This window comes from Metabacillus dongyingensis (genome assembly GCF_019933155.2).
Classification (GTDB): domain Bacteria; phylum Bacillota; class Bacilli; order Bacillales; family Bacillaceae; genus Bacillus_P; species Bacillus_P dongyingensis.
The window spans coordinates 612,413-632,332 of record NZ_CP082944.1 but is presented as its reverse complement, the minus strand read 5'-3'; the positions used below and the strand labels follow the sequence as shown (position 1 = coordinate 632,332).

Annotated in this window: 19 protein-coding genes and 1 pseudogene; 9 read left to right on the top strand and 11 right to left on the bottom strand. The window is 39.2% G+C overall.

What is annotated here, in order from left to right; genetic code table 11:
- Positions 1–24 precede the first annotated feature (24 nt).
- The 3 genes from K8L98_RS03275 to cax all read right to left on the bottom strand — a co-directional run bounded on the left by K8L98_RS03275 (position 25) and on the right by cax (position 2,738).
- Positions 25–810, bottom strand: coding sequence for a YfkD famly protein (locus tag K8L98_RS03275; RefSeq protein ID WP_223439673.1), 786 nt, complete (start codon positions 808–810; stop codon positions 25–27).
- 70 nt (positions 811–880) lie between these two features.
- Positions 881–1,489, bottom strand: a complete 609-nt coding sequence (locus K8L98_RS03270) for a YczE/YyaS/YitT family protein (protein ID WP_223439670.1) — start codon at positions 1,487–1,489, stop codon at positions 881–883.
- Positions 1,490–1,685: 196 nt separating this feature from the next.
- Positions 1,686–2,738 carry a calcium/proton exchanger gene (gene cax / locus K8L98_RS03265; RefSeq protein WP_223439668.1) on the bottom strand — a complete coding sequence of 351 codons (1,053 nt, stop codon included), beginning with the start codon at positions 2,736–2,738 and terminating at the stop codon, positions 1,686–1,688.
- A gap of 122 nt (positions 2,739–2,860) precedes the next feature.
- On the opposite strand from cax, the gene K8L98_RS03260 reads away from it, so the two are divergent.
- The gene (locus K8L98_RS03260; RefSeq protein WP_223439665.1) at positions 2,861–3,283 is read left to right on the top strand and encodes a pyridoxamine 5'-phosphate oxidase family protein; all 423 of its coding nucleotides are present in this window, start codon (positions 2,861–2,863) and stop codon (positions 3,281–3,283) included.
- A 1,203-nt stretch (positions 3,284–4,486) separates the two neighbouring features.
- Here K8L98_RS03260 and K8L98_RS03255 read toward each other — a convergent pair.
- A pseudogene (locus K8L98_RS03255) lies at positions 4,487–4,671 on the bottom strand (OsmC family protein); the annotation flags it as partial.
- 107 nt (positions 4,672–4,778) lie between these two features.
- Between K8L98_RS03255 and K8L98_RS03250 the strand changes: the two are divergent.
- The 3 genes from K8L98_RS03250 (at position 4,779) to K8L98_RS03240 (ending at position 6,555) form a co-directional block, all read left to right on the top strand.
- A complete protein-coding gene (locus K8L98_RS03250; RefSeq protein ID WP_223439662.1) occupies positions 4,779–5,939 on the top strand; it encodes an MFS transporter in 1,161 nt (386 codons plus the stop codon).
- A 269-nt stretch (positions 5,940–6,208) separates the two neighbouring features.
- Positions 6,209–6,355: a BH0509 family protein gene (locus K8L98_RS03245; RefSeq protein ID WP_223439661.1), complete on the top strand. Its 147-nt coding sequence runs from the start codon at positions 6,209–6,211 to the stop codon at positions 6,353–6,355.
- A 44-nt stretch (positions 6,356–6,399) separates the two neighbouring features.
- Positions 6,400–6,555, top strand: coding sequence for a hypothetical protein (locus K8L98_RS03240; RefSeq protein ID WP_223439659.1), 156 nt, complete (start codon positions 6,400–6,402; stop codon positions 6,553–6,555).
- A 339-nt stretch (positions 6,556–6,894) separates the two neighbouring features.
- On the opposite strand, the gene K8L98_RS03235 is transcribed toward K8L98_RS03240, so the two are convergent.
- The 3 genes from K8L98_RS03235 to K8L98_RS03225 are packed head-to-tail and all read right to left on the bottom strand — an operon-like array spanning position 6,895 to position 8,569.
- The gene (locus K8L98_RS03235) at positions 6,895–7,737 is read right to left on the bottom strand and encodes a YihY/virulence factor BrkB family protein (protein WP_223439657.1); all 843 of its coding nucleotides are present in this window, start codon (positions 7,735–7,737) and stop codon (positions 6,895–6,897) included.
- 4 nt (positions 7,738–7,741) lie between these two features.
- A complete protein-coding gene (locus tag K8L98_RS03230) occupies positions 7,742–8,080 on the bottom strand; it encodes a YtxH domain-containing protein (RefSeq protein WP_223439655.1) in 339 nt (112 codons plus the stop codon).
- An 18-nt stretch (positions 8,081–8,098) separates the two neighbouring features.
- Positions 8,099–8,569, bottom strand: a complete 471-nt coding sequence (locus K8L98_RS03225) for a low molecular weight protein-tyrosine-phosphatase (protein ID WP_223439653.1) — start codon at positions 8,567–8,569, stop codon at positions 8,099–8,101.
- 193 nt (positions 8,570–8,762) lie between these two features.
- Here K8L98_RS03225 and K8L98_RS03220 point away from each other — a divergent pair, with 193 nt between their 5' ends.
- Complete coding sequence (locus K8L98_RS03220) at positions 8,763–8,990, top strand: DUF1128 domain-containing protein (protein WP_083328402.1); 228 nt, start codon at positions 8,763–8,765, stop codon at positions 8,988–8,990.
- Between the two features lie 83 nt (positions 8,991–9,073).
- On the top strand, positions 9,074–9,238 hold the full coding sequence (locus K8L98_RS03215) for a hypothetical protein (protein WP_223439651.1): 165 nt from the start codon (positions 9,074–9,076) through the stop codon (positions 9,236–9,238).
- A gap of 32 nt (positions 9,239–9,270) precedes the next feature.
- Here K8L98_RS03215 and K8L98_RS03210 read toward each other — a convergent pair whose 3' ends face one another.
- On the bottom strand, positions 9,271–9,786 hold the full coding sequence (locus K8L98_RS03210; protein ID WP_223439649.1) for a type 1 glutamine amidotransferase domain-containing protein: 516 nt from the start codon (positions 9,784–9,786) through the stop codon (positions 9,271–9,273).
- Between the two features lie 346 nt (positions 9,787–10,132).
- Between K8L98_RS03210 and K8L98_RS03205 the strand changes: the two genes are divergently transcribed.
- Positions 10,133–14,347: a bifunctional 2',3'-cyclic-nucleotide 2'-phosphodiesterase/3'-nucleotidase gene (locus K8L98_RS03205; protein ID WP_223439647.1), complete on the top strand. Its 4,215-nt coding sequence runs from the start codon at positions 10,133–10,135 to the stop codon at positions 14,345–14,347.
- A gap of 82 nt (positions 14,348–14,429) precedes the next feature.
- Here the strand turns inward: K8L98_RS03205 and K8L98_RS03200 are convergent, their stop codons facing one another.
- On the bottom strand, positions 14,430–15,359 hold the full coding sequence (locus K8L98_RS03200; RefSeq protein WP_223439645.1) for an alpha/beta hydrolase: 930 nt from the start codon (positions 15,357–15,359) through the stop codon (positions 14,430–14,432).
- Positions 15,360–15,983: 624 nt separating this feature from the next.
- Between K8L98_RS03200 and K8L98_RS03195 the strand changes: the two genes are divergently transcribed.
- Positions 15,984–16,472 (top strand): hypothetical protein, encoded by a 489-nt coding sequence (locus K8L98_RS03195; protein WP_223439643.1) that lies wholly within the window; start codon positions 15,984–15,986, stop codon positions 16,470–16,472.
- 343 nt (positions 16,473–16,815) lie between these two features.
- Positions 16,816–17,121: a hypothetical protein gene (locus K8L98_RS03190; RefSeq protein ID WP_223439641.1), complete on the top strand. Its 306-nt coding sequence runs from the start codon at positions 16,816–16,818 to the stop codon at positions 17,119–17,121.
- A gap of 91 nt (positions 17,122–17,212) precedes the next feature.
- Here the strand turns inward: K8L98_RS03190 and K8L98_RS03185 are convergent, their stop codons facing one another.
- Positions 17,213–18,610 (bottom strand): Ig-like domain-containing protein, encoded by a 1,398-nt coding sequence (locus K8L98_RS03185; protein WP_243550994.1) that lies wholly within the window; start codon positions 18,608–18,610, stop codon positions 17,213–17,215.
- A gap of 583 nt (positions 18,611–19,193) precedes the next feature.
- Positions 19,194–19,913, bottom strand: a complete 720-nt coding sequence (gene treR / locus K8L98_RS03175; protein ID WP_223439636.1) for a trehalose operon repressor — start codon at positions 19,911–19,913, stop codon at positions 19,194–19,196.
- Positions 19,914–19,920: the final 7 nt, after the last annotated feature.

Sequence of the window (19,920 nt, the reverse complement as noted above, 5' to 3'; positions counted from 1 at the left end):
GCCGTTTAAGGCTCGCTTTTTTGTTTATCTCGGTTGTTCTGAAACGGTAAATCCGAAAGATGCATGATCCTGAACAGGAATCCAGGCCCCTATTCCCTGGGATGTCACATTTTGAACAGAAATTCTTCTTTTATTTCCTTTTAACACTAAGTAGACTTCGCCATATGTTACTTTGCCCTTTTCATTGACTGCCGGTGCGTATGCATTTAAATATCCGATTCTTTTTGGCGGGATGTTATAGATCTGTTCTTTTTTTGACCCTGTTCCGATGATTGTCTGAAATGATAAAGGCAGGTTTGTCTTTTTCATCGCCTTTAAGAGCATCATTTTTTTTACATCATCTTCACTGGGAATATGAGCAGTTAATCCGCCTTTTACCTGCTTTTGGGATTCTTGCTTATAATGAATTTGAGTTGTTGCCTTGCCGCCGCGGTTATCAAAGAAATTTGTATTGATTTTCTGGAACTCCCAGTTAACAGCGGTTTCGCTTGATTCATAATTTAATGCCCATTGCCCGAGGAAAATCGTTGCTCTGTATCCGATTGACAGCGGATTATCAGAGATTGATGATTCATTCAAGAGACGGATTAAATTAGGATTTTCAATCGGAATTTTAGACGTTTCAATCAGGCTTTGAGCAAATTCACTCGGCTGAAGATACGGCAGATCCTGAGTTGGGTTCGGATACGTATTCTCCTTGGAGATATCCAGAACAGAGCTTGGCACCCTTGCTTTGTTCGCCGCAAGAACAGAGCTTGAAAAACTAATTGATAAGAGCAAAGCCATTGAAACGAGCATCCATTTTCTCATTTCCTAAACCCCTTTCGGTTGCTTTACAATTATTGTTTTCAAGCTCTTACTTCTTTATCCAATATTTTAACTAAGTTTTCGCCATCCATTTTCCAATTACCGCGTTTACAGGAGGATTGCACAGCTGAATCAGCGGTCCGATTCCGAATGTAATAATGATTGTTCCAAGGCCAATAGGACCTGCAAATAACAGAGCAAGAACAAGCGCACCCACTTCACCAATCGTCTTTGCAGCCATCAGACTCAGTCCAAACTTCTGATGCAGCGTCAGCATGAGCTGGTCAATCGGATTTGCAGGGAAGCTTGTTTGAAGATAAATAGAAACTCCAATTGCTATTAATAAAATCCCTAAAAATAAAATGACTGCTTTAAAAAATAGATTTTGTATGATGATATCCTGAAAAATAGAAAGCATCCAAAAATCAACAAAAAATCCGATCAATAAAATGGTAAAGACGCCGAGTACCTTTGGAGCTTCTCTCATAAGAACAGCGTTTAACAAAATAATTATGATTCCCACAATAAAAATCCAGCTGCCGACTGTTAAGCCGATTTGATCGGTTAATCCCACATTTAATGCATCCCATGCTCCAGCTCCCAGGTTTGCTTTAATCGTCAGTGTCACACCAAATGCCAAAACAAATAAACCGATTACAAAAAAGCCCAATCGATAAATCATGCTCTCCATCCCCTTTTCTCTCTATATGTATGTCCTTCTATAGCAGCAGAGAATTTAAAAACTGAATATTTACATTTTTTAAATAACATGCTACATTTATAATAACTCACATGATTTCATGAGGGTTAGCTTCTTACTAATTGTTTCGTCCTACACGTAAAAATGACTCTGTGCTTTGCACAGAGTCCCTTTTTTTTCACAAAAGATAAAAACCAATGCCCATGATCAAGTAAGCTGCCAGAAGGGTTGCCCCTTCAAACCAGTTGGTGTCCCCATCATTCGTAATGGAAATGGTCAGCAGAACGGCCGTTACCATTGAAATCAATTCCGGCACTGTAAAGACAAGCGGCATTTTTTTTGTGAACATTAAGGAAATCAGGACCAGAAGCGGTGCTACAAACATGGCGATCTGCAGTGTGGACCCTACCGCTATCTCAACTGCTATATTCATTTTATTTTTATAGGCCATAATGATTGCTGATGCATGCTCAGCAGCATTACCGACTATTGCAACGATAATGACCCCGATGAAGAGTTCACTCCAGCCGAAGCTCTCGCCAACAGCCTCAAATGTATGTACGAGATTCTCCGAAACGTAAGCTACTGCAATTGTTGCAAGCAACAGAATAAACAATGCTTTTTTAGCAGTCCATTCAGGCTTCTCGTGATCTTCGATTTCATCTGTTTTATGCTGATAAACACCGCGGTGAGTAACAAGCTTAAAGAATAAGGCTGCTAAATATAAAATAATTAAAATAACTGAAATGCCTATACTTAAGTTTAACGTTTTTGTCTCATCCATGTCCATTGCAAAAATTTCAGGGATCACAAATGCCACAACAACAGCGAAAATTAATAGACCAGAATTATGCCTCGCATCGTATACATTAAACTCCTGCCTTTTAAACTTTAATCCGCCTACGAAAAACGAAAGGCCGGCTACAAGAAGCAAATTTCCAAGAACAGAGCCTGTTAATGAGGCAAGCACCACTCCAATTAAACCTGCCTTTAATGCAAAAATAGAGATGATGAGCTCAACAGCATTTCCAAACGTAGCATTAAGCAGTCCGCCTATCCGTGGACCTGTCACGATTGCCAGGCTTTCTGTGGCTCTTCCCATATAGCCGGCAAGAGCAATAATAGTAATACAATAAATGGCAAACATGAGGATCTGCGGCCAGTGCATTAGACTCCCTATAACAGATAGAGGAACACCTGCCATTACAACAATAAAAAAGATTCGATTCATTTCATTCTCACCCTTTCTTCTACTTATTCTTTCTCTATTTTGCGAAAAATTAAACCACACGCTTTTGCTGCGTATGAAAAGACGCATTTGATGCAGATTAATGAAAGATATGAAAGGAGTGAATGAATATGAGTGAACCTAAAGAAAAAGTTCTGCAAATGTTCAAAGAACATAAAATCGGCACACTTGCCACAATCCGTCAAAACAAACCATTTTCGAGGTTCATGCTGTTTTTCCACGATGGACTAACTTTATATACAGCTACAAACAAAGATACCCACAAGGCAGAAGATATTGAAAACAATCCAAGCGTTCATGTTCTTCTTGGCTTTAATGGCGACGCCTGGAAAAATGATTATGCAGAAATAGAAGGCAGTGCTTCTGTAGAAGAATCTGCCGAATTAAAAGAGAAATTCTGGAACGGGGAGTTAAAAGAGTGGATTTCCGGACCAGACGATCCAAACTACTTACTTTTAAAAATAACACTTAAATCAATCAGGTATTATCAAAAAGCGGGAAGCGAACCTGAAATCATCGAACTTTAAAATGAGACTGTGCGGTATGCACAGTCTCATTTTTTAATCTCTAAGGTTTTAAGTAATTTTGCTGACTTCCACCGATCGCACTGGCAAGCTTAATGGACTGCTCTATTTTCTCCACGGGAAGGTCATTACCCTAAATGACAAAATGAAGGGCAATGCTCTCGATCCGTTTCGCTCGCAACGGGTGCTACGGGCGTACTACTTATTAAGTGCGTATGATTCCCCTTTTCTGGCTCAACCCTGAATTTGGGTCCTCATTGCTTGCGTATGTTTCCCCTTTTCTGGCTCAACTCTGAATTTGGGTACTCATTGCTTGCGTATGATTCCTCTTTTCTGGCTCACCCCTGAATTTGAGTACTCATTGAGTGCGTATGATTCCTCTTTTCTGGCTCAACCCTGAATTTGGGTACTCATTGAGTGTGTATGATTCCTCTTTTCTGTCATTAAGTGCGTATGATTCCCCTTTTCTGGCTCAACCCTGAATTTGAGTACTCATTGAGTGCGTATGTTTCCCCTTTTCTGGCTCAACCCTGAATTTGGGTACTCATTGCTTGCGTATGATTCCTCTTTTCTGGTTCAACCCTGAATTTGAGTGCTCATTGAGTGCGTATGTTTCCCCTTTTCTGGGTCAACCCTGAATTTGGGTACTCATTGCTTGCGTATGATTCCTCTTTTCTGGCTCAACCCTGAATTTGGGTACTCATTGAGTGTGTATGATTCCTCTTTTCTGGCTCAACCCTGAATTTGAGTACTCATTGAGTGCGTATGTTTCCTCTTTTCTGGCTCAACCCTGAATTTGGGTACTCATTGAGTGTGTATGATTCCTCTTTTCTGGCTCACCCCTGAATTTGAGTACTCATTGAGTGCGTATGATTCCCGTTTTCTGCCTCAATCCTGAATTTGAGTACTCATTGAGTGCGTATGATTCCCGTTTTCTGCCTCAATCCTGAATTTGGGTACTCATTAAGTGCGTATGATTCCTCTTTTCTGGCTCACCCCTGAATTTGGGTACTCATTGCTTGCGTATGATTCCTCTTTTCTGGCTTAACCCTGAATTTGGGTACTCATTGCTTGCGTATGATTCCTCTTTTCTGGCTCAACCCTGAATTTGTGTACTCATTGAGTGGGCATGATTCCCCTTTTCTGGCTCAACCCTGAATTTGGGTACTGGTGCTACTGGATTTTCGTTTCTTTTCGTGATGTCCTCTGCAGCTAATCTTTTCTTTTCAAGAATTCCCCTGAGCACTCCGGCCGCTGCAAACGGCAATTGACGAAACCATAAGCTGATAGGGACGAAAACCATATTTTTTATTTCCTGCAGCATGCAGTTCTCCGTATTCTAAATTTGCGCTGAATCCTGCTTCCCTCATTTTAAATTTCACTGTCACCATCCCTTTCTTTCTCCCATCATACCCAAAAAGGAAATGCAATTTTTCTTGTCTGCTTTGAATAATGAGTGTAACATTCAGGATGGAAAATAGAGTAAGGAGTCAAGATTATGCCGAAATTCAAATTCGCTATCCTCGTCAGTATTGTCGCTATTTCAGGTTTTTCACAGGGAATGCTTCTCCCATTAATCGCCATCATCTTTGAGCAGGAAGGATACTCATCATCTGTCAATGGATTGCATGCCACAGGGCTCTACATAGGTGTTTTGATTGCTTCTCCTTTTATGGAAGGGCCATTGAAGAGGTTTGGCTTTAAGCCTCTGATTTTAGTTGGAGGAATCATGGTTGCTCTCAGCTTGTTTGGTTTTCTTTGGATTCAGTCATTCTGGTTCTGGTTTTTACTCAGGCTTTTAATTGGTGTAGGTGATCACATGCTCCATTTTTCAACGCAAACATGGATTACATCCATCTCTTCTGAGGAAAAACGCGGACGCAATATCTCTCTTTATGGACTGTTTTTTGGACTTGGCTTTGCAGCAGGGCCGCTTATGGTTCCGCTTGCTGAAATAAGCCCAAGCCTGCCTTTTATTCTTTCTGGCAGCATTAGTTTAATCGCATGGGCCTTCGTCTTTTTTCTGAAGAATGATTTTCCTGAACAAGACATGGGATCGACTTCATTTTTTGGGACGGCAAAACGCTTTGCAAAAGCATCAAAGCTTGCATGGGTTGCATTTCTTCCTACGTTCGGATATGGCTTTTTGGAAGCCTCTCTTAACGGAAATTACCCTGTCTATGCGCTTCGGACAGGATTAGATGTCTCATCTGTTTCCATTATCTTATCTTCCTTTGCCATCGGAGCCATTGTTTTTCAGCTTCCTCTCGGGATCATCAGCGACCGATTCGGAAGAAGAAATACCATTTTGTTCGTCATGCTGTTTGGATTTATTAGTTTTATGGCCGCAAGCTTTGCAGACACACTCATTCCGCTCGTTATCTGTTTCTTTACAGCTGGCATGCTTGTTGGGTCCACTTTTTCGCTTGGCATCAGCTTTATGGCTGATCTGCTTCCTAAAAACCTGCTTCCTGCAGGAAACCTGCTGTGCGGCATCTTTTTCAGCATCGGAAGCATATCCGGTCCTTTTTTAGGCGGATTATATATTGAGCATGTGGCATCGGCTAATTTTTTTCATGTAGTCAGCTTTATTTTACTCCTTATTTTCATAACGACCGCTTTCTTTAAACAGCCTGCTTATAAAACCGCCAATAATTAAGAAAAGCGCAAGCGCCTGTTTAGCTCCGAAAGACAGATAAGGATCCGTCAGAAAAGGCGCTTTTTGCCTTTACTGGCGGATCCTTTCTGGCCGAGGAGTTAGGCGATGGAGCCAGACATGTAAGCGCAAAAATTGCATACTCCCTAATCTCTAAAAAATTGGCGTTTTTTTTAAAATATAGGTTGAACATTTTGAATTGTCTGTTATATAATAGTATTAACAAATACATTCTGTATCATAACAATAATATAACAGGAGGAATTATTATTATGAAAAGACAAGAGCGCAAAAACATGATCGAATTTATCGCAAAAATGAAGGATATCGAAACAGAAACATTGATGTATATGACTGATGAGGATATCGAGCATATTTATTCTTCGGCATACCATAGTTATATCCAGCTTGCTGAATAATACAAAAAGCGGAACCCAAAAAAGCAAATCGCAGGGACAGCGATTTGCTTTTTTTAGTGGCAGCTGCTCTGCTGAGTCAGCATTTACCCGAAATCGCCATTTTATTAGCTGAAATTCACAATTATTTAGCGGATTTCCCGTTTTATTTAGCCGATATTAAGTTTAATTTAGCCGTTCATATTTTAGATATAAGTAATTAAATTAACTTGCCGAATTCTTTTCTATTTAGCATTAATCCTGAGTTAAAAGCACAATCAGCTTGATTTCAGAAGAAAGCCTGAGGCGACAGACAGATAAAAAAAGCAAACCGCACAGGTAGCGGTTTGCTTTTTTGTTTAGTGGTAGCCGTTCTGACCGTTTGCACTGCCACTTGTTTTATGCTGCGGCTTGCTTTTTGAATTCTGCTTGTTATGGCTTCCGCCTTTTTTCGTATGCTTTGCCATGAAGATTCACCTGCCCAGCAAGATTTTGAAGACCATGTCTTCTTCTTTACTGTTTCACTATTTTCCGCTCTCTATGACACACAATCATTGGAAATATTAATGAGACCCTTTTCTTTTGTATAGAATGGCATTTAACTCTCCGCCAATCATAATGATCATTCCGGAAAGATAAAACCAGATCATCAGAACAATGATTCCGCCCAAACTCCCATAGGCGGCACTGTAATGGCCATAGCTCCCGACATAATAAGAAAAGGCAAATGACACGAAGGCCCATCCAATTGTTGCTAAAACAGCACCCGGCATTGCATCCTTCAGGTGTAAATGCTTATTCGGAGCAAAGAAATAAAGAGCTGTAAAAACAATGAACAAAATAAGCGCACTGACAATCCATCTTCCCATATTCCACACGGTTAAAAATTCATCTGACAGTCCAAATACAGAAAAAAGGAACATGCCAATTTCTTTCCCGAATACAGGCAAAAGCAGGGCAACTAAAATGACAAAAACCATCGCAATTGTAAGCAAAACCGCCATACCCCTTGCTGCTATAAATGATCTGCTCTCAGAGACATCATAGGCGCGATTAAAGGCACGGACAATGGCGTTAATTCCATTTGAGGCAGACCACAAAGTGGCAAGGATCCCAAACGACAGCAATCCTCCATTTGAATTGCTGATGATTTCAGCCAATGTTTCTTTGATAATAGCAACGGATTCTCCAGGTGCATATTGCGCAAGAAAATTCAGTATATCTTCCTGAGAAAGCGGAAGAAAGGCTATAAGAGTCATTAAAAAGATTAAAAACGGAAACAGTGAAAGTAAAAAGAAATAGGCGAGTTCTGCCGAAAGGCCAATGATTTCATCTTTTGAAAAACGCTCAAACAGATCTCTCAGGATGGATCTCTGTTTATGCTGGCGCTGCTTCACGCTTTTCATTTATTCACCTCTCTTTTTGATCTGTTATAAACCTTTCTTTTGTTTCTTCTATCATTTCAATCATTTGAGGCGCTGTTTCTTTTAGTTCATTTATTTTTTCATTGATAAATTCAATATCTTCTTTAGCTTCCTGAATCACGTTTTTTGCCTGATCAATTTGCTGTTTAATCTCTTCTGTCAATAGAGATGGATTTTCAATATAAAGGGCTGTTTTGTCTTTTAAGGATTTTCCCTGTGCGACAAACTGATCTCTTGTCGGCTTATGGAGAAGAGTAAGTGCTCCTCCAACCGCTGCACCGGCGAATAAGCCTTTTAGAAACAAACTGTTCGATTCATTACTCATCTGAAATAACCCCTCTTCTTATAAGTTATGTTCTATTTTAATACACGCAAGCAAATGAGAACATCCTGTGTACACCATTTCGTAAACCTCTTCAAAGTTGTCTGTAAAATAAGGATCCGGTACGTCTGCCAGATCTGAATCCGGCACAAAGTCCATTAACCTTCCGACAAAGCCGGTTTTGGAGTAGCCCGCAAGCCTTCTTAAGTAACCAAGGTTTTCATTGTCCATCGCAATAATGTAATCGACTTCCAGAAGATCATCAAGGGTCACCTTTCTTGCCTGTATCCCTTCATACCCGATTTTGTGATGATCAAGAATATTCCTTGTTCCTTCGTGGGGCTGATGGCCGATATGCCAGTCTCCTGTTCCGGCTGAATCTGTCACAATAGCCCTGCTTAGCCCTTGCTCATCAATTAAGTGCCTCATTATTCCTTCTGCCATCGGGGATCGGCATATATTCCCTAAACAAACAAATACTACTTTAATCATCATTTTCCTCCTGCGATTAAGACAATGTGCCGTAAAAACCAAGCTTTATTATATGTATGTTTCCTCTTGCTCTGTTTATGGTACATTTCTCTATTCTTTACACAAGTGATTTTATAATTAGCATCTTTTATTTACATAAAACATGTTACAATAAATAATACTTAAATGGGAAAGTTTGAAAGGATGAATGCAGTTGAATAATCTATCAGAAAAATCAGTGGAAAATGTAGAATACATGATTGAACAAATTAAAGAAAAACTGCGCGTCATTAACATTGGAGCGATTAAACCGTCACATTTTGACGAAGAAATGTATGAAGAATTGAAGGATATATACGATTTAGTCATGAAGAAGAATACATTTTCACCCAATGAAATGCAGGCTATTGTTGAAGAACTAGGAAACCTCCGCAAAGTTTAAATCGGACTTTCCTTTCTAAAAAGAATAAAAAAGATTCTCAGCACGTCCCCTTTTGCATATATGTGTACAAAGGGGGCTGAAAAATGGCTGCAATGTGGTGGTTTGCAACAATTGTTTTATTCCTGTTATTGATTACTTGTATTGTTTTTGTTGTTTATTCACTTAAGACTGCGATTCACACAGAAGATGCTATAAATGTAGATCCGCTCCCCAATGCGGAGAATCCAGATCTGGAAGATAAAAAATAGCCCTGCGCCTTCTGCGCGGGCTATTCTTTTATTTATTTTAATAGATTCAACGATTCACGTGTAAAAGCAGGCAGATCATCAGGCGTGCGGCTTGTCACCAGCTGATTTCCGCATACGACAACCTCTTTATCATGGAAATTTGCACCGGCATTCTTTAAATCAACGGCAATTGATTTATATCCAGTCACATCTCTCCCCTTAAGCGTTTCTGCTGTAATGAGCAGCTGCGGACCATGACAAATAGCAAAGACCGGTTTGTTATCATCCATGAATTTTTTCGTGAATGTGACAAACTTATCATCAGCGCGCAGGATATCCGGTGAAAAACCTCCTGGAATAAACAGCGCATCAAAGTCATCCGCATTTACTTCAGCAATCGATGCATCTACCTTGATTGTTTCCTGTCCTTGTTTCCCTTTTACTGTTTTGCCTTTTTCATTTTCGATAACAGTCAATTGGTGACCAGCTTCTTGATAAGCTTTTGCAGGCTCCGTATATTCAGAGTCCTCAAAATGATCCGTTACAACAACAGCAATTTTTTTACTCATCTCCTAGAACCTCCTCTACTTGTTAACACTTTTTAATCTACCCTTTGTAAAAGAAACAAAACATATGACAGGAATAGTTGCTCTTGTCGAATTATGAAGGCTGCTAGTGTAAAGAATGAAAATTTTTATAAAAATACAAGTACTTTTTAACCACGAACCATTTTCAAAAGACAAAAAAATCTTCAATAACAGGTCATTTATATCCATAAAAAGACGGTAAATGTAAATACAAAGTTTTGTAAATCTTTACTTTATTTTAACAATAAATGACAAAATACTCATAGATTTATAGACAAAAAATTTATAAAATTTAAATGTTGTGAAAAATACTGAAAGGTGGATGTTTGTGAAAAGAAAAACAAGCCATACATTTGGCAAGAAATTATTCAATTCATTTGCTGCTTTCCTTGTTTTACTCAGTGTTCTCCCCTTCCCGGCATTAAATGCAGCTGCTGAGGAGCTTCCCTCAATTGATCTGCGTTTGATGGAAACTACCGATATTCATGCCCACATTATGGACTATGACTACTATTCAGATAAAGAAACGGCGAGCTACGGATTAGCCCGCACAGCTGTTTTAATTGATGAATACCGAAAAAGTGCAAAAAACAGTATTTTAGTAGATAACGGAGATCTTATTCAAGGGAACCCGCTGGGTGAATATGTTTATAAAAATTTAGGTGCTGATATAGCAGCCGGCACTAAAACAAATCCTATTTTCGACGCAATGAACACCCTTCAGTATGATGCAGGCACGCTTGGAAATCATGAGTTCAATTACGGATTAGACTATCTTAACGGCTCTCTCAAAGGGACAAACTTCCCTGTAGTAAGTGCAAACGTTTTTGATGCTCAAACTGACAAGCCTTATTTCAAACAATACGCTATTAAAGAAAAAGAACTTATTGATAATACCGGCAATAAGCATACCGTTAAAATTGGATATACCGGCTTCGTCCCTCCCCAAATCAACGTTTGGGACAAGAAGCATCTTGAAGGAAAAGTTGTCACAAAAGACATAGTTGAAATAGCCAAAACGGTCATACCTGAAATGAAAGCAAAAGGTGCAGACTTAATTGTTGTCATGGCTCACACTGGAATAGAGACGGCTTCGCAGGCTGCAGGATCTGAAAATATGGTCTTTGATTTGGCAAAAGAAGTACCAGGCATAGATGCAATCGTATCAGGTCATCAGCATGGTCTTTTCCCCGGAGACAAAAAGTACAATGGAATTGCTGAAATCGACAATGCTAAAGGGACAGTAAACGGCATCCCGGTAGTCATGCCTAAAAACTGGGGAAGCCACTTAGGTTTAATCGATTTGAAATTAGGACAAAAAGACGGAAAATGGACGGTTACTGATTCTCAGTCAACTGCAGCTCCAATCACTTCTGTCACAACTAAAGATGAAGAAATCGTAAATACAATCAAATCAACTCACGAAAGTACTCTTAACTATGTAAGAAAAGCAGTTGGAACGACAGAAGCACCCATTAACAGCTTCTTTGCTTTAGTCCAGGATGATCCTTCTGTGCAAATTGTGAACGATGCTCAAAAATGGTATGCGAAAAAAATCGCTGCTGAAAACCCTAAGTTACAGGGGCTGCCGATCCTTTCCGCTGCTGCACCGTTTAAAGCCGGCGGACGCAACGGTGTTGACTATTACACAAATATTGCAAAAGGCGATTTGGCCATCAAAAATATCGGTGATCTATACCTTTACGACAATACTGTGCAGATCATAAAGCTGAACGGATCTCAAGTAAAGGAATGGCTAGAGATGTCTGCCGGACAATTTAATCAGATTGATCCTGCTAAAACAGGCGAACAGGCATTGCTTGATGCAAACTTCAGATCTTATAACTTTGATGTCATTGACGGCGTTACCTATCAAATTGATGTGACAAAGCCCGCTAAATACTCGGCAGATGGAAAAGTGATAAACGCTGATTCAAGCAGAATTGTTAACTTCCAATATGAAGGCAAGGAAGTTAATCCGGAGCAAGAGTTTTTAATTGTCACGAATAACTACCGTGCTTCCGGAGGCGGCGGATTCCCTAACATGAAGCCGGAAAATATTGCGTACATTTCAGCTGATGAAAACCGTCAGGCCTTAATGAACTATATTACAGAAGAACAGACAATCAACCCTTCTGCTGACGGAAACTGGTCCATTGCTCCAATTAAGGGAGAAGCTGAAGTTGTATTTGAGTCAACTCCGGCTGCAAGGGATTTTGCCGAAAAAACGAAAAATATCCGATATGCAGGAGAAGCAGCTGATGGGTTTGCAAAGTATTCCCTTGATTTAAAAGGCGGCGAAGTCACGCCTCCTGCAGACAGCTGGAAGTTAACTGTTATGCACACGAACGACACACATGCACATCTGGATAACGCCGCCCGACGTGCTGCAAAAGTAAAAGAAATTCGTGCAAAAGAAGAAAACAGCATTCTATTAGATGCCGGCGATGTATTCTCAGGAGATTTATATTTTACTAGATGGAACGGACTTGCCGATGTTGAATTTATGAACATGATGCAATATGATGCAATGACGTTTGGAAATCATGAGTTTGACAAAGGACCTGAAGTATTACGAGCTTTTATTGAAAAAGCGAAGTTCCCGATTGTCAGTTCCAATGTAGATGTGGCCAACGAATCAAAATTGAGTGATCTAGTAAAAGATCCTAAAGACTTTCCTTCGAAAAAAGATGGTGTTATCTATCCGTACGTCATTCTTGATGTGAATGGGGAGAAGGTTGCTCTCTACGGTCTGACCACAGAAGATACGCCTGAAGCTTCAAGCCCTGGTGAAAACATTGTATTCAATGATGCAATCAAAGCATCTGAAGCAACAATAAAGACCATTACAGAAACAGAAAAAGTCGATAAGATAATTGCTCTTACTCACCTTGGATACGAGAAAGACCTTGAGCTTGCAGAGAAGGTTGAAGGAATTGATGTGATTATCGGCGGCCACACACATACACTAGTCGATACATTAAAAGTCGTAGATCAGGATGAAACGCCTACGATCGTTGCCCAAGTGCAGGATTACGGCAAGTTCCTCGGTAAACTTGATGTTGCCTTTAACAAAGATGGTTTAGTTGTTCCTGCTGAATCAAGTACAGAACTGATTGCCATCGATGAAACAATAGCAGAAGATCCTGAAGCAAAAGCATTGCTGGATGGCTACAAAGAAGAGATTAACAGCTTTAAAGATAAAGTAGTCGGACATACAAAAGTTGCTCTGGACGGAAAACGCGAAAACGTCCGTTCTAAAGAAACAAACCTTGGAAACCTGATAGCTGATGGAATGCTTGCAAAAGCGAAAGAAGCAAAAGGTGCTCAGCTCGCGATTACAAACGGCGGAGGAATCCGTGAATCCATCAACGAAGGTGATATTACCCTCGGAGAAGTATTGACCGTCATGCCTTTCGGAAATACATTATTTGTTCTTGACATAACAGGGGAGCAAATTATCGAAGCTCTTGAGCACGGAGTAAGTGCGGCAGAAGAAGGAAAAGGACAGTTCCCTCAAGTTGCTGGAGTTAAATTCTCATTCTCTAAAGGTCTTCCTGCAGGAGAGAGAATAATGGATGTTCAAGTTGAGAATGAAGATGGTACCTTCTCTGCTATAGAGCTGGAAAAATCATACCGTATTGCAACAAATGGATTTATGGGTGCCGGCGGTGACGGATATGATGTCTTTAAGGAAGCCTCTTATGCTGAAGATCTTTTCTTCGTAGATTATGAAGTATTCCTTGAGCAGCTTGAAGCAAAAAAATCCGTTCAGCCAGAAATTGAAGGACGCATTATGGAATATTTCACACCTTCAGTTGATGTTCAAGATAATAAAGCAACGATTACATTTGATGATACTTTCATTCCTTATGTTGAACATACAAATGAGGTCCTGATTGACCTTTTCGGAACATCTGAATTTGATGCAGTTGAACTGAAGTTCACAAGCAGCCAAATCGCAGCATTAAAAGCGAAAGATTCCAGTCTGTCTTTCAATAATGAAGCTGTCGGACTTGATATTCCGCTTTCAAATCTTGAAGAAAAAGAAACGAGTATTTCATTTGCAAAAACGGAAGAAATTGACGATGCATTAACAGACACATATGACTTTTTGCTCACTCAAGATGGTCAAGCACTGACTAAATTCAAAGAGGAAGTAGCGATTGCCTTCTTCGTTGAAGAGGCTGAAAATCCTCGAGTCTACTACGTGGACCGTGAAAAAGAAAAACTTACAGAACTGGATGGAGCTTATGAAGACGGGGCTGTTTATGGGTCTACAAGCCATTTCAGCGAGTTTACTGTCTTGGAATCAGATGATAAAAGTAATCCTGGCAATGGTTCCGGGAATGGAAACAATCCTGGCAGCGGCAGCAGCCCAGGACAAGGAAACACCCCTGATAAAGGCAATCACAATGGCGGAGGAAACGGACTTCCTCACACAGCAACAAGCTCATTCAACATCATCCTGACAGGCTTAGTCATTTTGCTTGCAGGAAGCATTTTTTACTTCATTCAAAGACGCCGGTTAGGGAATACCTAATGAAGAAAAGCCCCTTCTCAAAACGAGAAGGGGTTATTTTATGGAGTAAATTGCTGAAAGACCCTTCTGATCATGCTCAACCTTAAATCATCTCCGCTGCACTCTCTTTATACTCTTCTATAGTTGAAATAAACTCCAGAACTTTTCTCTCATATCCTTTAGGATCTGTTAAAAAAGCCTGGGCATGCCCTGCTTTTGGAACTAAATACAGCTGCTTTATTCCCTTTTTCAAATGATACATATCAAGCGTCATTTTCATCGGGATAAAATGATCTTCTTTTCCATGAATAAAAAGAATCGGCGTTTTCGTATGTTCAAGGTCCCGGGCAGGCTTTATTTCTTCAAATCCCCAGCCGTAGCGAAACTTTGTTACAAGACTGGTCCAGGAAATCAGCGGGTAAAACTTAACCTTAAAATCAATTCTGAGCCTTGTTTTCAGCAATTCCGTCAGATCGCTGAATGCACAATCCGAGATGCAAAACGCGACTCTTGGATCTTTTTTTACATATTGCAGGGCAGAAGCTGCTCCAAGTGATTCCCCAAGAATCCCTACAAAAGCATCTTTCCCCAGTTTTTCATAAAGGCAGTCCACCCATGCTTTTAAGTCATCACTTTCATAATAACCGAAAGATGTGTGATCTCCTCCGCTCAAACCATGAAAACGGTGATCGCATAGGAGCACGTGATATCCCCTTTTTTGAAACATTTCTACATATTTGAAGCTCCCAAACAGAGACCAGGTAATTCCATGTGCGATAATGATGGCTTTTTTGCTCTCAGATACAGGAAACCACATTCCGTGAATTTGATAGCCATGAAAAGAGTCGATAAACCACTCTTCTTTTTGAGCGCTTTCAAAAATATCAGTATTGATTTCACCGCTCTCTACTCCAAGCAAATACGTTTTTTCGTATGCCACTTTTCTAGGAACGGTAATCATGCTGCTGAAAAAGCAGGACACAGCGAGGATAGTTAATAAAACGGCGAGTATGGAACAAACAATAATCCACATGGAATCACCTTCACTTCCCTTTTTTCCATCATATTATTCTCTTTCATCATAGGTGAAAAATGTAAAGCTGCTGTTTTAAGTTCTGTAAAAGTTTTTTTAATTATGCAGAGCAATTGAAACTTTGGGGTCTGTGACTGCTAACAGTAAAATGACAGAAATCAGGTTGAATAAGTTGTGGAAGCAAAAAGTTGTTGAGATCGGAGGGAGAATCGGAGACCTGTCAGCTCCTGCATTGATGTTACAGTGGTCGAAGCCTAAAATGAATGGGCGGATGTGCAGGAAAAGCATGATCAGTCTATTTAGATGGCAAATCAAAGACTTGCTGAGTTGCATCTCCAGGATAGTAAAACGGAAAAGTCAGGGCCGCTGATGGAAGCATGTAATTACAGAAAAGCGCGCAAAGAGATTGCGATTTTAAACACCAGTGTTTTTTTGTCAAATGCAGCTTCGTTTGATTTTAATACTCACTTTAGGAGCTTAGATCAGAAAAAGATATAGCTTCTTTTTTTGCATTATTAAATGCAAACTTGTACTGTAAGAAAATAATTTCCGGATACTGTAATTTTTGTCAACCAAATTGTATCATGTATATATGACATCTTTTCTTAAAGGGGGAGTTTTAAAATGAAAGCTGTTTTAACTTTTGTAATAGCCATGCTTGCACTTACTGGATGTTCTGCGTTAGCGAGTGATGAAGGCAATCAACTGAAAAGGTTTAAAACTAAAGAGGATTCAATTGAACATGGCATAAAAGAAGAAGAAATAAGCCAGGAAGACATAATTGGAGAAATAGAAGAGAACGGAGAAACTATTATTTTTTATAAGAGAAAAGCAAAAGAAGGAATAGTAATTGAAGTTTCAAGTATAAGCAAGAATGAAGGAAAGTACGCATGGTATAGAGCTGATGCAGGTGTTCTCGTTAAGTATAATAGTCATCCAGAGAAAGCTACCAAAATAAGTCTTGAGACTCAAACCCAATCGGGCAAGAAATTTATCGCATATACAGGGTACACGAAAGAACAAAATCCGACTATAGATACAGAAAATGGTAGTACTACGCCACATATCGACAAAAACTCAGGGATTTACTTCTATATCGAATCTATTAAATAATGAAAATTCTAGTCTTATTTATCAGCGAATTCCCCCTCCCTTTATTCACCTTCATTAATTATAGCATTTAGTCTTCCAGCCATTTCTGATGATTCGGATTATTTTTTGAAAGTCCAGTGTCTTCATCATTAAGCAAGAATTGGTTTTCGCCAGTGATTTTCCAGCTCTGGTTGGTTTCCATCTTCAAATCTTAAGTTGAATTCAATGATGTGCTTGTCATTGTATGCGAACCGGCTCAACCTATGATACAATTCGTCTCTTATTCTATCTGTATCCATTGTCTCACCTCATCACTATGATATAATCACATTATAAAATTTTCCAATACCTTGGGGCGAAAACGATGAGAAATCACATAAAAACATGTTTTTTTATTTCTTTAGTACTGATCGCCGGGTGCAACAAAGAGGCAGGAATGGATAAAAAATATATTGAAGAAACAGCTTCGAATATTGCTTCCGAGTATATGCTTGTAGAAGAAGACATAGACTTTGTTGTTACAGATGTGCAGATAACAAAAGAAGATGTTGGAGTTGCATTTGTGAATGGATATGTAAAAAATGAGAAAGACAAAAAGTATTCTGTCATGGTAGATTATCGAGCTGATTTTGAAATTGGCGGATATGGTGAAATAGATGATGAAAAATAAAGAGCAGCCAAATGGCTGCTCTTTTTTATTCTTCATGGCTTTCTAGCTGTTATGAAATGATGTAAAGTGCCATCAGATGCCCTATTTTTTTTTAATGTTTTACTACTACAATAGTTGCAGCTGAGCTTACATTTCCTGCGCCGTCTTTAGCTGTAATCGTTAATTTCGCACCTGCTTTTTGAACAGGTATAGTAACTGAAAAAGAACCACTAGATGGTGTCTTTCCCGTTCCTAGCACTGTGTTTCCGCTTTTTACCGTAATTGTAGAGTTAAACTCTGCCTTGCCGGTTACAGCTTTGTCATTATTATCTACCTTGTTAACAGTTGGTTTACTAGGTGCAATAACATCTCCAACTGTTACGGATGCAGCTGAGCTTACATTTCCTGCGCCATCTTTAGCAGTAATCGTTAATTTCGCACCTGGTCTTTGAACAGGTATAGTAACAGAAAAAGAACCATTAGATGGTGTCTTTCCCGTTCCTAGCACTGTATTTCCGTTTTTAACTGTAACTGTAGAGTTAACTTCCGCCTTACCGGTTACAACTTTGTCATTATTATCAACTTTATTAACAGTTGGTTTACTTGGAGCAACAACATCTACGACAGTTACTGACACACTTGCACTCACATTTCCTGCCTTATCCTTAGCTGTGATTATCAATTTTGTGCCAGCTTTTTGAACGGCCATATTAACTGTGAAATTACCATTAGATGCAGCTTTAGCAGAGCCAACTACTGTATTTCCATTTTTAACAGTAATCGTGGCACCAGATTCACCCTTGCCGGTTACAACTTTGTCATTATTGTCTACCTTGTTAACAGTTGGCTTGTTTGGAGCCACATTGTCTACGAATGCAGTTGCGAGTGCATATAAGTCTTCTTCTGTATTATCATCATAGTAATCGTTATCATTGTCGAAAACGCCTACGTAGTATGTGCCACCCTTAGCCTGGTATGCCTGGTACTCAACTCCATCTTCATATTCAGAACCTAAATATACTAATTTATCATTCTCAACAAAATCTTTTTGCACAGCAGCATATGCTAAATCAATCGCATATGAATTAGCGGCTCCAGCTACTAGTAAAATCCCATTCACTGGTACGACTACTTTATGAAAATCTACATCATATAAAGGAAGCAATTGTCCTATTGTTGGCTTATCATACGATGTGGAATTTGCGGTATTAAAAGTATCATTGTATTCCTTTTCAAGCAAATACTCTTCATCACTGGCAGCGGCGCTGCTCATAACTCCCATTTTATTCAAACTTTTTGTTAAGTAGGATTGAGATCCTTTTACTTCTTTTTCAAGCTGATTAAATGTGCGTGAATCAATGATGCCTTTATTAAGTGGTTTTTCAATTTGACCTTCAATACTCTTCTTTGACAGTTCGTACTCGTTTCCTTCAGCCTTTACAGCACCTACAGACAATGATGAAGCTAATAGACCTGCAGCCACTAATGAAAAAACACCTTTTTTGCGCAAAATTTACCTCTCCTTTATTCGTTATTAAGAACATATTAATAGTACAATAGAATGGACAATATTACCATACAATAATTCTAAATACCTACAGATAGCATTAAAAACAGGAGACCTTTAAGTTAAGATCTCCTGTTACACGGTACTATCCGCACCTACTCATTTAGTTATTGAGGAACCAATTAAATCTTCAACGCAAGAATCATAAAACAATCTTGATGAATATTCTCATTGCTCATACAAAATACATAATTTTGAGTATACTTCTTCAAAGCCATACCGTCATTATTTGTATAAATCCTGATGGGATCTTTAACTTCAATTCCTAAATTTCTTCGTCATTCAGCCGGGATTACAATTCTCCATAACTCATCAATTTTTCTAACCATTCCGGTTGATTTCATATCTCCTCAAATTTACTTTTAACCAGATACATAATATTGCACATTTTATCAGTCTATATTGCAAATTTATCAGTCCATATTACAATTTTATCAGTTTAAATCGCCAATTTATCAGTCTTCTGCCAACAAACTCTGCATATATGCTTCCACTAAAAAAAGCCAGGCAATTAAGCCTGGCTTTTTTAATGTCCTCTTCTCGCAAAATCAACAAATCTGAATTTATCAAGTCTGTGGCGTGATACTGTGTACTGAAACAGACTTGTATCTTCCAGATAAACGTGATTTTTCACAACGACAATATGCTGGAAATTTTTTAAATCCAAATACTGATAATCTTCCTCTGTGCACTCTTCCACAACAATTTCTTTTTTTGCAAAGCTGATCTTTAATTTCAATTCTTCTTCAATGTAGCGGTAGATTGAGTCTTCGCATATTTCCTTTGTTAAAAAAGGAATGTGCCTGCGATTGAGATAATCCTTATCAAGGATGATGTTCTCGCCATCAATTTTTCTTGAGCGTACAACCTCCCAGACTTCGTCACGGGCACCGAGGTTCAGCTGCTGCATGATAAAATCGCCTGGCTTGATGAGGCCGAATTTCTCAACTGTTGTTTGAGAGGTTCGTCCTAAGTTCTGCGAAAGCTCTTTGAAACTAACGAGACCCGAAACAGGGAAACTCATTTTCGTTACATCGAGAACAATTGATCCTTTACCTTTAACTTTTTGAATGTACCCATTTTGGGCAAGGAGATTAAGGGCCTTGCGAATCGTTTCCCTTGAAGTCTCATATTGCACAGCGAGCTCGTTTTCAGAAGGCAAGGTTTCATTCACTTTTACAAGTCCTTGTTTAATCCTGTCTGATAACTCCTGAAAAATCGCCAAATATTTATTGTTTGTTTTCATCTTTAAC

Coding starts and splice junctions, on each gene's coding strand:
- K8L98_RS03210 (WP_223439649.1), bottom strand. CDS start 9,786: ATGAGTAAAAAAATTGCTGTTGTTGTAACGGATCATTTTGAGGACTCT.
- K8L98_RS03245 (WP_223439661.1), top strand. CDS start 6,209: ATGAAAAGACAAGAGCGCAAAAACATGATCGAATTTATCGCAAAAATG.
- K8L98_RS03275 (WP_223439673.1), bottom strand. CDS start 810: ATGAGAAAATGGATGCTCGTTTCAATGGCTTTGCTCTTATCAATTAGT.
- cax (WP_223439668.1), bottom strand. CDS start 2,738: ATGAATCGAATCTTTTTTATTGTTGTAATGGCAGGTGTTCCTCTATCT.
- K8L98_RS03215 (WP_223439651.1), top strand. CDS start 9,074: ATGGCTGCAATGTGGTGGTTTGCAACAATTGTTTTATTCCTGTTATTG.
- K8L98_RS03195 (WP_223439643.1), top strand. CDS start 15,984: ATGAAAGCTGTTTTAACTTTTGTAATAGCCATGCTTGCACTTACTGGA.
- K8L98_RS03225 (WP_223439653.1), bottom strand. CDS start 8,569: ATGATTAAAGTAGTATTTGTTTGTTTAGGGAATATATGCCGATCCCCG.
- K8L98_RS03190 (WP_223439641.1), top strand. CDS start 16,816: ATGAGAAATCACATAAAAACATGTTTTTTTATTTCTTTAGTACTGATC.
- K8L98_RS03250 (WP_223439662.1), top strand. CDS start 4,779: ATGCCGAAATTCAAATTCGCTATCCTCGTCAGTATTGTCGCTATTTCA.
- K8L98_RS03200 (WP_223439645.1), bottom strand. CDS start 15,359: ATGTGGATTATTGTTTGTTCCATACTCGCCGTTTTATTAACTATCCTC.
- K8L98_RS03235 (WP_223439657.1), bottom strand. CDS start 7,737: ATGAAAAGCGTGAAGCAGCGCCAGCATAAACAGAGATCCATCCTGAGA.
- K8L98_RS03230 (WP_223439655.1), bottom strand. CDS start 8,080: ATGAGTAATGAATCGAACAGTTTGTTTCTAAAAGGCTTATTCGCCGGT.
- K8L98_RS03260 (WP_223439665.1), top strand. CDS start 2,861: ATGAATATGAGTGAACCTAAAGAAAAAGTTCTGCAAATGTTCAAAGAA.
- treR (WP_223439636.1), bottom strand. CDS start 19,913: ATGAAAACAAACAATAAATATTTGGCGATTTTTCAGGAGTTATCAGAC.
- K8L98_RS03270 (WP_223439670.1), bottom strand. CDS start 1,489: ATGATTTATCGATTGGGCTTTTTTGTAATCGGTTTATTTGTTTTGGCA.